Genomic DNA, 13,588 nt, shown 5'->3' on the forward strand with positions numbered 1-13,588 from the left:
TATACACTTAGATTTAATTATATGAAATGATATTTTGTTTATTCGCAATAATCTTACCATCTTTCAGTTCTAATTCTGTTCCGGCGGGAAGTTCCACAATTACTCTTGCGTCATTGGCCGGGATCTCAACGGAACCATTTGTCTTTATATTTTTTGCTATATATTCTTTGGCAACAATATCAAACAAATCGCATGGTTGGGTAGCTTGATAAGTAATGGTTTTGGTCTCTTTATGAGGGTTATAATAGAGATAGACCGGATAAGGTTTCTCTGTATAGAAGTCTGTGACATTGCAATCCAGTCGGAGAATACCCTCCACATTCGTTTGACAAACAATGGCCCCCAAAATACCAACAGGGGAAGAACTGTAAACACTGAACATGCTTTCCGTTGGATTACCTTTTATCCATTTGGGACCATCGCCGATTGCAACCGGACTAACCCCTTTTAATGATGCTTTTCCATAGTCATCCGTTTTTCGTAAACCTTCATAAGAAACATTGTCATAAGTAATGTCCTTCAATTCAGGAGCCCATTGATGTGTTTCATCTATTTCCCCCGGATAGAACAAACGACATGCACTTGCATTGTTCAACATCCACTTGCCGATAGCTTTTGCATATTGAGGCTGATATTTCACCATCGGAATGAAAGGCCAGGCGGGTTTGATACTGTTCATAAGGAATGCATATCCTCCGCCGTCTGTGATACTTCCTTGCAGACCGCTTACATCATAGTCACCCCATTTTCCTACAATAATTCCCCAACCGGTTCTTCCTGTAGGGCTTTTACATCCGTCAAATACCCAATCAAGAAGTTTGGCTACATCATAGTTGGCTCCTTCTACTGCATTCAAATAGGCTGCCGTATAAACTCCGAGTGGTAAAAGGGCCTCGTAAAAACGGCTTTCTTTTTGGGCAAGCAGGGCTTCGATGGCACTTTTACTATGTTGCAGATAACGTGGATCACCAAACTTATGATAAGCACACAACAATACATAGGCATGCCCACCGGCGGCGTCTTGTTGCAATGGAATATTATTAACCATTCCTTTCATTTGTGCATAGTCAAAATAAGAATAGTCGTAGTTTCCATTCAATACAGAATCTGCTTTAACAAACTGCTCCGCAATACTTTTTTGTATCTTCTCTGCCCCGTCTACATTGGGGAAAACATCGCAAATAGCATAATATAAGGCATTGGGTAATACATCATACCACCAGTCACGGCCATAGCCTCCTCCTAAAAGGGCTACTGACGGAGTCGTATTGTTCATGACTATATTCCAGCCGTTATCAGAATTGAAATAATTCTGCACCATTTTTACATAGTTATATCCGTCTTGATTCGTCTTGTCAATCCCTACAAGGCCGGCACCAAGAATAGCAGCCAATGAGTTCAGACTTTCATGGAACTCTCCGTTATTGGCATTCTTTCCCTGACGAATATCTTTAATGGCAGTATATAAGCCAAATGTAGTCTGGTCCATATTTCTGCGGGCGTCATCTAACCAGATTAATGGTCCGACTTCACTTTTATTATTCCAGTCAAAAATAAACTGGTCATACTTTTGGGCTTTTTGCTTCCAGTCCAGCATTTTATAAGTTTCAGGCATATCAGGCATAGAGTCTACCCTATGGATGGAAACCTGCTTTACCTTTTCACCAAAGTTATTTCCGTTGCCCGAGCAAGATGCCAAGAAACAAACGGTCATAAGTACAAAAACACCTTTACTTGTCATTTTCATGTTCAATAGTATCAGTTTGATTAGTAATATTCTTAGCCAAAGGATATGCCGCTAATTGTAATCCGGCAACAATCACCAGCGCATATTTCAATGCAAAATCCTGCGATACACAATAAGCAAGGAAGATAAACAGTAGTAAACCGAAAGCTCTTCCAAGGAAAAGGCCGAACTCATGACTTAGGATATATGCATATTCGTTTCTATTCTCAATCTTTGCAACTGCATCAATTGTTCTCATCATAATGGGGAAGTAAGCCAGGTCGAACAAAGGCTGGAATATCACTTTGCAAAGGACGAAAAGGATCACTCCCGTAGCAGAGAAGAGAATACCGTTGAATAGTGTACCGACAAAGAATACGATTAGTCCTCCTACAAATATTTTCAAACGGTCTTGCGGGCGGGCCATACGTCCTAATACATACACCAGGACAGCGGTCAATGCTCCGCTAACTCCCTGAATCAATCCTAACGCTCCTTCATCTCCTACCAGCTTCAATACCAATATAGCCGGTGCCGTTACTAAAAAACCTTGAACCATTCCTTTCAATCCGGCTAGCCACAGCATCTTTTTCCAAAGTATGTTGAAGCGGAAATAGAGGAAGTTCGTTTCTTTGGGGTTCTCGAATTTACCTTTCCACAGTGTCATGCAGGCGATAACGGTAATGACTACTGCTGCCATCGTAACTACACAGTAAGAGGTATTGATATTGAAGAGGAATCCGAAAACTTCTTTTCCATCTATCTGGCTGATAAATGCGCCTATAATTAAAGGAACACCGATGGAGGTAATAGAAAAGAAGAAAGACTCTAATCCGAAGAAATAGTTACGGCTGTTGTCGTTGGTATTATAGAGAGCCAGCAGGTATCGGTTGGTCCAGAAGAAACCAGAAGCTGCTCCCATTAAAAAGCCGGCCAGACCAAGTTCGACGAAGCCAAGTGACTTGATAGTCATCATACCGAACATGGAAATGCCACTTACCAGGATTCCTGCCGAATAAAGTGTCTTCACACTGTATTTCTTTAGCAGATAACCGTTAACAAGAGAGGTAGTAATGATGCCTATATACATTGCCAGCTGATAAAAAGCAACCATCACGGGGTCACTCGTGTTTCTCATGATATAGGCTCCCACAAAGATTTCTACTATCGGTAGTACCAATGCATAAAGCATATTGGTAACCAACAGTGTTCTCATGTTAGGTTCCTGTTGCTTAAAGAACAGATATTCTTTTTTCAGTTTATTCATTACTTCTCTTGTGTCTGTTTTAATACATTTAATATCTCTGAAATGGAAAGCTCTGCCTTACAAATCACTTCATCGCTTGCTCCATAATACATGGTTATCGTATCGTCGTCCACCAAATGCCCATTAGTGAAAACTACATTTCCGAAGAAACCTGTTTGCTCATAAGCGGCGATAGGTTCCATGATCGGTTCTTCGCTTCTTGCAATCACTTTTGACGGGTCATTTAAATCGAGTAATAAAGCCCCCAAGCAATAACGGTGATTAAAATCGGCTCCATGATAAATCTCCAGCCAGCCTTCTTCTGTCTTTATTGGAGCTGCCCCTGCCCCTACACGTGCGCAATCCCACATTCCGTCACGAGTGGTTGCCACACATTTGTGGTTTCCCCAATGCAAGCGGTCGGGCGATTCTGCCAACCATATATAATTGCCGCCAAGTTCGGGACTGCTCGGGCGATGAAGAGCGAAATACTTGTCACCTATCTTCTGTTCGAACAATGCACAATCTTTGTTATGCGGTGGGAATATCATTCCATGCCGTGTATAGTTTTTCCAATCATTGGTGTGAATCAGTCCAACCCCTACAGCTACCGACGATACTTCTGTGAAAGTAAGGTAAAAACCATCTTCGGTTGTTGCAACACGGCAATCCTCAATACCGAATGCTTCCAGCTCTCCTTTTCCGAAAATGGGTGGAAATTCCGGTTCATCTTTGAAGTGAATACCGTCGGTACTTGAAACCAATCGTAAGTAAGACATCGTAGTCAGATAATTCTTTCCTTTGTAACCGATAACGCGTGGGTCTGAAGCATCCAAATCGGGATCATTCTTTAAAAACGAAACCACTTCTATTTTTCCTTGTTCATTGTATATAGGAAAACTGATAATTCCTTCTTTCTGTATAGGTCTCTCTGCGACGCGCAAAAGTAACCAAATTTTGCCTTGATATTTGAAAACTCCGGGATTTAACAAACATGTAATTTCCATTCCGTTGATTCCCGCTTTTAAATCTTTTGGAGCCAGTAGGGGGTTCTGCTCACATCTTTTAGCTATATCCATAATATTTCGATTAGTGATTATTTCTGTGAACAAAAGTATGAGATGAGAGACAGGAAAGCGTTTACTATATTCTCAAAGAGGTGTACACATGCTCAAGAACATGTTTTAAGAGGATGATATTGGGGAATGATTTTAGAAGAGGCAGAGATATTCGTATTTATATGCTGTTGCTATTTAAATGCCTGATTTATAGATGGATGCGCAGCTCGTTGAAGTGTATTATATTCTCATAAGTGTATAGTATAGTTTCTTTGAGGAGTGCAAAAGAAACATATAAAGATAAAAAAATAAGAGGCCAAACTCAAAAATATAATTTGAGGAAGCCTCTTGTTTTTTCTTTTTAATAAAAATAATACTGTAAATCCTATTTCTTCACGTGCGGATAATCTATCGTATAATGTAATCCGCGGCTTTCCTTACGCTCCATTGCTTGGCGCATAATCAGATAACCCACATTCACCATATTACGCAATTCGCAGATTTCTCTGGACGCTACGCTACGTTTGAACAGGCTTTCAGTCTCTTCGTAGATAATATCGAGTCTGTCCCAGGCACGTTTCAGACGGAGGTCGCTGCGGACAATGCCTACATACGTACTCATAATTTGGTTCACTTCCTTTATACTTTGCGTAATGAGCACCATTTCTTCCGGCGAACGGGTTCCTTCGTCATTCCATTCGGGAATATCTTCATTATAAGAATATTGATCGATCACTTGCAAACTGTGTTTGGCGGCAGCATCGGCATATACGACTGCTTCTATCAGTGAGTTGGAAGCCAGGCGGTTGCCTCCATGCAATCCTGTGCAGGAACATTCTCCCACGGCATAAAGGCGTTCGATGGAAGATTGTCCGTCGAGGTCGACAAGGATACCTCCGCAGAGATAATGGGCGGCAGGGGCTACCGGGATATAATCTTTCGTGATGTCGATGCCTAGGCTAAGACATTTCTCGTAGATATTGGGGAAGTGTTTCTTTGTTTCTTCGGGATCTTTGTGGGTGACGTCCAGGTATACATGGTCGTCTCCGCGGTTCTTCATCTCGTTGTCGATGGCGCGTGCCACGATGTCACGGGGAGCGAGCGAAAGACGGGGATCGTATTTCTGCATGAACTCTTTACCGTCCATTGTACGCAGTACGCCTCCGTAACCACGCATTGCTTCCGTTATCAGGAAAGAAGGACGGTCTCCCGGATGATACAGGGCAGTAGGATGGAATTGTACAAACTCCATATCCTTCACCGTACCTTTGGCACGATACACCATAGCGATACCGTCTCCGGTAGCGACTAGCGGGTTAGTGGTCGTTTTATAAACGGCTCCTACTCCACCGGTAGCCATTAGCGTCACTTTAGCAAGATACGTATCTACTTTTCCCGTTTTCGGATCGAGGATATAAGCACCATAACATTTGATGTCCGGTGTCTGGCGGGTTACGGTTACACCCAGGTGATGCTGTGTCAGGATTTCAATGGCAAACTGGTTTTCGATGACCGTGATATTCGGATGGCGTTGCACGGCTTTAATCAGGCTGTCTTGAATTTCTGCTCCCGTATTATCTTTATGGTGAAGAATACGGAACTCCGAATGTCCGCCTTCGCGGTGCAAGTCAAATTCGCCTTTCTCGTTCTTGTCAAAGTCCACTCCCCACTTAATCAGTTCTTCAATTTGTGCGGGAGCTTCGCGCACTACTTTTTCTACTGCGGCACGGTTACTGATCCAGTCGCCGGCAATCATTGTGTCTTCAATGTGCTTGTCGAAATTATCCACCAGAAGGTTGGTGACGGAGGCTACACCTCCCTGGGCGAAGTACGTATTGGCTTCTTCCAGCCCACTTTTACAGATAAGAGCAACTTTACCTTTGTGCGCCACTTTCAGCGCAAAACTCATACCGGCAATTCCGGAACCGATAACGAGGAAATCGAATTTTCTTACCATAATCTTGTTATTTCTCACCGCAAAGCTACAAAATAAGTTACTTCGTTGTACTTTTCGTTGTCATTAATTCATAAAATTGCTACCTTGCAGGCAAAAATCTGACAAAATGAATCGAATTTTTCATGCCCGCATCGCCTGGTACCAATATTTCCTGTTGGTGGTGCTTACTGTAAATGCCGTCGGCGCATTGTGGTGTAAATATATCTTGGTGGCGGTACTGTTTGTGTTGATGCTGATTGTAGTGATCGAACAAATTATACACACTACTTATACATTGACAACAAACGGTGATCTGGAAGTCTCACGTGGCCGTTTTATTCGCAAGAAGATCATCCCGCTTTCCGAAATTACCGCAGTCAGGAAATACCATTCCATGAAATTCGGCCGTTTTTCGGTGACGGATTATATCCTGATAGAATACGGAAAAGGGAAGTTTGTTTCGGTGATGCCTGTTAAGGAACAGGAGTTTGCAGAGGTGCTCGAAAAGAGGATGTTCGCAAAGAAAGTAAAGAGTATGGAGACGGTAGAATCTCAAAAGAATGATTGATAGAGGATTCTGATAATAAGTGTTTTATCATATAATCTTATATTATTAGGCACGGATTACACAGATGGACGCTGTTGTGTTTTTACATATCTATCATTCAAAAATCCGTGTAATCCGTGCCTAATTTAGTATAAAAACTAATTGTGAAGGCATAAAGATAAACAAATTATATACTATGAAATATCAAGTAATTATCATTGGTGGCGGTCCTGCGGGATATACGGCTGCCGAAACTGCCGGTAAAGGCGGTTTGAGCGTATTGCTTATCGAGAAGAATAGTCTGGGTGGCGTCTGCCTGAATGAAGGCTGTATTCCTACGAAAACATTGTTGTATTCGGCAAAGACTTATGACAGTGCAAAACATGCATCAAAGTATGCAGTCAATATCCCGGAAGTCTCTTTCGATTTGCCTAAGATAATAGCGCGTAAAAGTAAGGTAGTGCGTAAACTGGTGCTGGGAGTGAGAGCGAAGCTGACTGCCAACCATGTTACAATTGTATCAGGAGAAGCGCAGATCATTGATAAAAATACGGTTCGCTGCGGGGAAGAGACTTACGAAGGAGAGAATCTGATATTATGTACGGGTTCGGAAACCTTTATTCCTCCTATTCCGGGAGTGGATGCGGTGAACTACTGGACGCACAGGGATGCTTTGGACAGTAAAGAATTGCCGGCTTCTCTGGCTATTGTTGGTGGCGGGGTAATCGGTATGGAGTTTGCGTCGTTCTTCAATAGTTTGGGAGTACAAGTGACGGTGGTTGAGATGATGGACGAAATTCTGGGTGGAATGGATAAGGAGCTTTCCGCTTTGCTTCGTGCGGAATATGCAAAACGAGGTATTAAATTCCTGCTTAGTACGAAAGTGGTCGGCTTGTCGCAAACGGAAGAAGGGGCTGTTGTTTCTTATGAGAACGCAGAGGGAAACGGCAGTGTCATTGCAGAGAAGCTGTTGATGAGTGTCGGTCGTCGCCCGGTGACGAAAGGTTTCGGGCTCGAAAACCTGAATTTGGAGAAGACAGAGCGTGGCGCTATCAGAGTTAATGAAAAGATGCAGACTTCTGTGCCGGGCGTGTATGTTTGTGGTGACCTGACAGGATTCTCTTTGCTCGCCCATACGGCTGTTCGTGAAGCGGAAGTTGCCGTACATTCCATCTTGGGAAAGGAAGATGCCATGAGTTATCGGGCTATTCCGGGCGTAGTCTATACCAATCCGGAGATTGCCGGAGTGGGTGAAACGGAGGAATCGGCGTCAACGAAAGGAATCAATTATCAGGTTATCAAACTTCCGATGGCTTACTCCGGCCGTTTTGTGGCGGAGAATGAAGGCGTCAACGGAGTCTGCAAAGTATTGTTGGATGAACAGCAGCGGGTGATTGGAGTCCATGTGTTGGGCAATCCGGCTTCGGAGATTATCACTCTTGCGGGCACTGCCATTGAGCTTGGATTGACGGCAGCGCAATGGAAAAAGATTGTTTTCCCGCATCCTACGGTAGGAGAGATTTTCCGGGAAGTGTTATAAACAGTGTTATATGAAAAAAAGTCTTTTGTTAGTCGCCCTTTCAGTTTGTTTGTTGCCACTTTGGGGACAACAAAATTTCTCCCGGATAGACTCGCTTATCAAGAAGATGCTCCCCGAAGCATCCGAAGTCGGCATATCCGTCTACGATCTGACGGCTAAGAAATCACTTTATAACTATCGTGCGGAGAAACTTTCACGTCCTGCCTCTACCATGAAGCTGTTGACGGCTATTACCGCACTTTCCCGCCCCGAAGCCAACGAGCCTTTCCGCACAGAAGTATGGCATGATGGCGTGATAGAGCATGATACCTTGCAAGGCAACCTGTATGTGGTAGGCAGATTCGATCCGGAATTTGACAGCCAGTCGATGGATTCATTGGTAGAAGAGGTAATCACTTTCCCTTTTTCGGTGATTAACGGGCAGGTATATGGTGATGTTTCGATGAAAGACTCCCTTTATTGGGGTAGCGGATGGGCGTGGGACGATACTCCTGCGGGCTATCAGCCTTATCTCTCTCCATTGATGTTTTGCAAGGGGACTGTACAGGTTTCTGTCGTTCCCTCTACGGTGCAGGGAGATACAGCAAGTGTCTCCTGTCAACCTGTATCCTCCTATTATACAGTGACGAATCAGACGAAAACACGTACCTCTTCTGCCGGAAGATTCTCTTTCACGAGAGACTGGTTGACGAATGGAAACAATCTCCTTGTTTCGGGAAATGTCACTTCGATTCGAAAAGATGATGTCAACATCTATGATTCTCCCCGTTTCTTTATGCATACTTTCTTGGAGCGTCTTCGTGGGAGAGGAATCACAACTCCCCAGTCGTATGGCTTTGCCGAATTGCCCCGCGACAGTGTGACTGTAGAACGGATGGCTTGTTGGAATACTCCCGTGCAGAAAGTGCTGAACCAGTTGATGAAAGAGAGTGATAATCTCAATGCGGAAGCATTGCTCTGTCGCTTAGGGGCGCAGGCTACGGGAAAGAAGCAGGTAGCTGCCGAAGATGGTATTCTCGAAATAATGAAGCTGATCCGCCGCCTGGGGCATGACCCGAAAGATTATAAGATTGCCGACGGTTGCGGACTGTCCAATTATAATTACCTCTCTCCTGCCCTGCTGGTAGACTTTCTGAAATATGCGTACTCGCAAACAAAGGTGTTTCAGATGTTATATAAATCTCTTCCCGTTGGCGGAGTGGACGGAACATTGAAATTCCGGATGAAGGGTACCCCTGTTTTCCGGAATGTTCATGCCAAAACAGGCTCGTTTACGGCAATAAATGCGCTTGCGGGCTATCTGAAGATGAAAAACGGACATGAAGTGGCATTTGCCATTATGAATCAGAATGTGCTTTCGGCGGCTAAGGCACGGGCATTTCAGGATAAGGTGTGTGAGGTGATTACTCTTTATGGAGGGCTTTATTGATTTTTCTATAAAAAGATAATTGTATTCTCTAATAAACAAAAATAGTTGGATTTTGTTTACCAGAGAATACAATTATACTTGTTTTGAATCGAATGTTGTAAATCCTGTATTCTATTTACTTGGTGTATTCAGCCCAATTTGTATTCTTCATATCGCCGCTTTTAGCCAACTCTGCGTGCATGCCAAGTGCAGCCTGAATAGCGTGTGGAGTCTGCGCGCGGTTACCTGCCAGTTTGAGATAATCCCAAAGAAGCTCTTTGTAGTCAGGATGAGCACAGTTTTCGATGATGGCTTGTGCACGTTCTTTCGGACTCTTGCCACGAAGATCGGCAACACCTTGCTCGGTGATAACGATATTGACATCGTGCTCCGTGTGGTCGTGGTGGGATACCATCGGCACGATGGCGCTGATCTTACCTTCTTTAGCCACAGACGGACAAGTGAAGATAGAGATGTAGGCGTTGCGGGTAAAGTCTCCCGAACCACCGATACCGTTCATCATTTTTGTTCCGCCGATATGAGTAGAGTTTACATTGCCGTACAGGTCGACTTCGATGGCCGTATTGATAGAAATGACACCGAGGCGGCGTACTATTTCGGGGCTGTTTGAGATTTCCGACGGACGGAGAACCAGCTTATCGCGGAAGAAATCCATATCGTTGTAAATACCTTCCAGACAGTCGTTTGTTACAGTCAGTGAGCAGGTACTACCAAATTTGATACGTCCTTCGCGAATCAGTCCGATCACGGAGTTCTGTATTACCTCTGTGTACATTTCGAATGGAGGAATCGTTTTGTCACGTCCCAATGCACCGAGCACGGCGTTGGCGATGTTTCCTACACCCGATTGCAGGGGTAAGAAAGTAGACGGGATGACACCACGTTTCATGTCGGCAGCGAGGAAATCGGCCACATTTTGTCCGATTTTGTCGGTCAACGGATCGGCAGCGGCGAAAGAACGCGCTTCATCCGGCCAGTTGGTTTCCACTACGCCTATAATCTTTTTCGGGTCTACCTGGATGTAAGGCAGTCCGATGCGGTCACTCGGTTTATAGATAGGAATTTCGCGGCGGTAAGGAGGGTCGAGCGGTTCGTATACGTCGTGCATACCCATGCCGGATTTGCTGTGTGCGCTGTTCAACTCCACGATGATCTGGTCGGCAAGACGGCAGATCGTCGGGGAAATACCACCGGCGGCAGTCAGATAAATCTTTCCGTCGGGAGTCACTTCGCATGCTTCGATGATGGCCACGTTCACTTTGCCCATGAATCCGTAGCGCACTTCCTGTGCCATCTGTGAGAGGTGTATGTCGTTGTAGGCAATCTCTCCGTTGTTCACGGCCTTGCGGAAATCAGCGTTGGTAGTATAAGGGGCGCGGTAGCGGATGGCTTTGGCGCGTGACAGTATGCCGTCGCAGGACTCTCCTGTCGATGCACCTGTGAAAATTCCTACTTGAAACGGGTTTCCTTTCGCATGCTCTGCTTCAGCAATTTTTGCGAGCTCGGCTGTTACAGCCTTGGCCGTTCCGGCGGGAGTAAATCCGCTTAGGCCGATGTTGTAGCCATGTTTGATCAGGCTTGCAGCTTCCGCTGCCGAAATACGATTGAGTGACATAAATAGTAAATTTCGTGTTAAATACAGTTGATATCTAATTAGTTAAAAATTCGCTCAAAATGTACGTATACAGGCTGATACCTGATACCCCATGTTTAATACTTAATATTTGATACTTAATATCTAATACTTGATACTTAATACTTAAAAGAACCCTCCTCCGACTATCGGTCAATATTTCCGTTGAAGAATTTCTCCCCAGATAATGGCTCGGCGAGCTTCTTCTGCCGAATGAATCGTAAAATCTTCTTTATTGTCGGGTGAGTCGTGGGGAGTGTTGTAATGGGCACCTTGCCGGTTGTTCCGTTCATCTTGTGCAGCGCTGTTTGCAAGAGATGCAGCCACGGATACTTCCTCTTTTCTCTTTTTTTGTTTCGAAGTTTGCTGCTTCGAAGTTTTCTGTTTGGAGAATGGTTTGGAAGCCGGTTGTTCGAGCGGAATCGGCCGGAGCAGTTCGTCCATGGGTTTGAGGCTGCCCCACGCTTCGGGTATGGGAACGGCATCGGGGCTTACTTCAACCGAAGATGGCATTGGGGGAACGGGGTGCTTGGCTTTAGTCTTTTTCGCCTTTTTCGCCTTGTTGTTTTTATTCACCTCTTTGTATATTCCCACAAGCATGATGCCTGCTATCAAGAGATATCTCATAAAATCTTCCATAGTGCTTCACATCTAAATAGTTATCATAGTTATCCGCCAAAGGTAGGTATTTTATCTGGTTTGAACTAACATTTGGGCATGAAAAAAGGGCAGCTTCACAGCTCCCCTTAATTTTTTTAACCTAAACCTTAACTATGAAAAAATCTAATGTTTCTTTCATTGCACAAATGTGAAAAATAAATTTAAATTTGCCAAGTATGTCACCGGAAAATGTTTATTCTCTTAACATAAATTACAACTTGACATGCTAAACCATAAGTTTTTGCGTTATTTTTGTGCCAATTCGCCACTTATTGAAAGCGAAGCCGTATCTTTGCAGCCGAATCTTTAATTTATAATTTGAATATGAACGAATTAACGGGAGCGGACTTTAAATCCGCAACTGAAATGACTGATGACAACAAGAAGTTGTTTATCGAAACATACGGCTGCCAGATGAACGTAGCCGATAGTGAGGTGATTGCATCGGTGATGCAAATGGCGGGATATTCCGTAGCTGAAACGCTGGAAGAGGCTGACGCTGTGTTTATGAACACCTGTTCTATCCGCGACAATGCGGAGCAGAAGATCCTGAACCGCCTGGAGTTTTTCCACTCGCTGAAGAAAAAGAAAAAGCGCCTGATTGTGGGTGTGTTGGGCTGTATGGCCGAACGGGTAAAGGATGATCTGATCACGAATCATCATGTCGACCTGGTAGTCGGTCCGGATGCTTACCTGACGTTGCCCGATTTGATTGCTGCCGTAGAGTCTGGCGAGAAAGCAATCAATGTGGAGCTTTCTACTACCGAAACTTATCGGGATGTGATTCCGTCGCGTATCTGTGGCAATCATATTTCCGGCTTTGTGTCCATCATGCGCGGTTGCAACAATTTCTGCACTTATTGCATCGTTCCCTACACTCGCGGGCGTGAGCGTAGCCGTGACGTGGAAAGCATCCTCAATGAAGTGGCGGACTTGGTGGCAAAAGGTTATAAAGAAGTTACCCTGTTGGGGCAAAATGTCAACTCATACCGTTTTGAGAGACCGACAGGAGAAGTGGTTACCTTCCCGATGTTGCTCCGAACAGTGGCAGAAGCTGCTCCGGGGGTACGTATTCGTTTCACGACTTCCCATCCGAAGGATATGAGTGACGAAACGCTGGAGGTGATTGCACAAGTGCCGAATGTATGTAAACATATCCATCTGCCTGTGCAGAGCGGTAGTTCCCGCATCCTGAAACTGATGAACCGTAAGTATACCCGTGAGTGGTACTTGGACCGCGTGGCAGCTATCAAACGCATCATCCCCGATTGCGGACTGACTACCGATATTTTCTCCGGTTTCCATTCTGAAACGGAAGAAGATCATGCCATGTCGCTTTCGCTGATGGAAGCGTGCGGGTACGATGCTGCTTTCATGTTTAAATATTCCGAGCGTCCGGGGACGTATGCTTCCAAACATCTCGAAGATAATGTGCCCGAAGAGGTGAAAATCCGCCGCCTGAATGAGATTATCGCCTTGCAGAACCGTCTGTCTGCCGAAGCCAACCAGCGTTGCATCGGAAAGACGTATGAAGTGCTTGTGGAAGGTGTTTCCAAGCGTTCGCGCGATCAGCTGTTCGGGCGTACGGAGCAGAACCGTGTGGTGGTGTTCGACAGGGGTACGCATCGTGTCGGTGATTTCGTCAATGTGCGTGTCACGGAGGCTAGTTCGGCTACGCTGAAGGGGGAGGAAATCTGATTTCATTTCACCACAGAGGACGCAGAGGACACAGAGGTTTTATTCTCATAGTTGTGGCTGTCTTGTAGTTGTGAGTGCCTTGTAGTCGTGGTTGCTTTGTAGTTGTGATTGCCTG

At 44.8% G+C, this 13,588-nt stretch carries 10 protein-coding genes; 4 read left to right on the forward strand and 6 right to left on the reverse strand.

What is annotated here, in order from left to right; all coding sequences use genetic code 11:
- Positions 1 to 13 precede the first annotated feature (13 nt).
- The 4 genes from A4V03_RS18720 to nadB form a co-directional block, all read right to left on the reverse strand.
- Positions 14 to 1,747, reverse strand: a complete 1,734-nt coding sequence (locus A4V03_RS18720) for a hypothetical protein (RefSeq protein WP_065539917.1) — start codon at positions 1,745 to 1,747, stop codon at positions 14 to 16.
- On the reverse strand, positions 1,731 to 2,993 hold the full coding sequence (locus A4V03_RS18725) for an MFS transporter (RefSeq protein WP_065539918.1): 1,263 nt from the start codon (positions 2,991 to 2,993) through the stop codon (positions 1,731 to 1,733). Before A4V03_RS18725 ends, A4V03_RS18720 begins: the two co-directional genes overlap by 17 nt.
- Entirely contained in the window at positions 2,993 to 4,051 is a 1,059-nt protein-coding gene (locus A4V03_RS18730) for a glycoside hydrolase family 130 protein (protein ID WP_065539919.1), read from the reverse strand. The genes A4V03_RS18725 and A4V03_RS18730 overlap by 1 nt, the downstream gene beginning before the upstream one ends.
- Positions 4,052 to 4,415: 364 nt before the next feature.
- Positions 4,416 to 5,987, reverse strand: a complete 1,572-nt coding sequence (nadB, locus tag A4V03_RS18735) for an L-aspartate oxidase (RefSeq protein ID WP_065539920.1) — start codon at positions 5,985 to 5,987, stop codon at positions 4,416 to 4,418.
- A gap of 106 nt (positions 5,988 to 6,093) precedes the next feature.
- On the opposite strand from nadB, the gene A4V03_RS18740 reads away from it, so the two are divergent.
- The 3 genes from A4V03_RS18740 (at position 6,094) to dacB (ending at position 9,482) form a co-directional block, all read left to right on the forward strand.
- Positions 6,094 to 6,534 carry a PH domain-containing protein gene (locus tag A4V03_RS18740; protein ID WP_065539921.1) on the forward strand — a complete coding sequence of 147 codons (441 nt, stop codon included), beginning with the start codon at positions 6,094 to 6,096 and terminating at the stop codon, positions 6,532 to 6,534.
- A gap of 175 nt (positions 6,535 to 6,709) precedes the next feature.
- A complete protein-coding gene (gene lpdA / locus A4V03_RS18745) occupies positions 6,710 to 8,053 on the forward strand; it encodes a dihydrolipoyl dehydrogenase (protein WP_065539922.1) in 1,344 nt (447 codons plus the stop codon).
- 10 nt (positions 8,054 to 8,063) lie between these two features.
- On the forward strand, positions 8,064 to 9,482 hold the full coding sequence (gene dacB / locus A4V03_RS18750; RefSeq protein ID WP_065539923.1) for a D-alanyl-D-alanine carboxypeptidase/D-alanyl-D-alanine endopeptidase: 1,419 nt from the start codon (positions 8,064 to 8,066) through the stop codon (positions 9,480 to 9,482).
- A gap of 115 nt (positions 9,483 to 9,597) precedes the next feature.
- Here the strand turns inward: dacB and A4V03_RS18755 are convergent, their stop codons facing one another.
- Positions 9,598 to 11,097: an acetyl-CoA hydrolase/transferase family protein gene (locus A4V03_RS18755; protein ID WP_065539924.1), complete on the reverse strand. Its 1,500-nt coding sequence runs from the start codon at positions 11,095 to 11,097 to the stop codon at positions 9,598 to 9,600.
- Between the two features lie 171 nt (positions 11,098 to 11,268).
- Positions 11,269 to 11,754, reverse strand: a complete 486-nt coding sequence (locus tag A4V03_RS18760; RefSeq protein WP_065539925.1) for a ferrichrome ABC transporter substrate-binding protein — start codon at positions 11,752 to 11,754, stop codon at positions 11,269 to 11,271.
- Positions 11,755 to 12,099: 345 nt separating this feature from the next.
- Here A4V03_RS18760 and miaB point away from each other — a divergent pair, with 345 nt between their 5' ends.
- Entirely contained in the window at positions 12,100 to 13,473 is a 1,374-nt protein-coding gene (miaB, locus tag A4V03_RS18765; protein WP_065539926.1) for a tRNA (N6-isopentenyl adenosine(37)-C2)-methylthiotransferase MiaB, read from the forward strand.
- The last annotated feature ends 115 nt before the right edge of the window (positions 13,474 to 13,588 follow it).

Source organism: Bacteroides caecimuris (assembly GCF_001688725.2).
GTDB lineage: Bacteria > Bacteroidota > Bacteroidia > Bacteroidales > Bacteroidaceae > Bacteroides > Bacteroides caecimuris.

Coding starts and splice junctions, on each gene's coding strand:
- A4V03_RS18720 (WP_065539917.1), bottom strand. CDS start 1,747: ATGAAAATGACAAGTAAAGGTGTTTTTGTACTTATGACCGTTTGTTTC.
- A4V03_RS18725 (WP_065539918.1), bottom strand. CDS start 2,993: ATGAATAAACTGAAAAAAGAATATCTGTTCTTTAAGCAACAGGAACCT.
- A4V03_RS18730 (WP_065539919.1), bottom strand. CDS start 4,051: ATGGATATAGCTAAAAGATGTGAGCAGAACCCCCTACTGGCTCCAAAA.
- nadB (WP_065539920.1), bottom strand. CDS start 5,987: ATGGTAAGAAAATTCGATTTCCTCGTTATCGGTTCCGGAATTGCCGGT.
- A4V03_RS18740 (WP_065539921.1), top strand. CDS start 6,094: ATGAATCGAATTTTTCATGCCCGCATCGCCTGGTACCAATATTTCCTG.
- lpdA (WP_065539922.1), top strand. CDS start 6,710: ATGAAATATCAAGTAATTATCATTGGTGGCGGTCCTGCGGGATATACG.
- dacB (WP_065539923.1), top strand. CDS start 8,064: ATGAAAAAAAGTCTTTTGTTAGTCGCCCTTTCAGTTTGTTTGTTGCCA.
- A4V03_RS18755 (WP_065539924.1), bottom strand. CDS start 11,097: ATGTCACTCAATCGTATTTCGGCAGCGGAAGCTGCAAGCCTGATCAAA.
- A4V03_RS18760 (WP_065539925.1), bottom strand. CDS start 11,754: ATGGAAGATTTTATGAGATATCTCTTGATAGCAGGCATCATGCTTGTG.
- miaB (WP_065539926.1), top strand. CDS start 12,100: ATGAACGAATTAACGGGAGCGGACTTTAAATCCGCAACTGAAATGACT.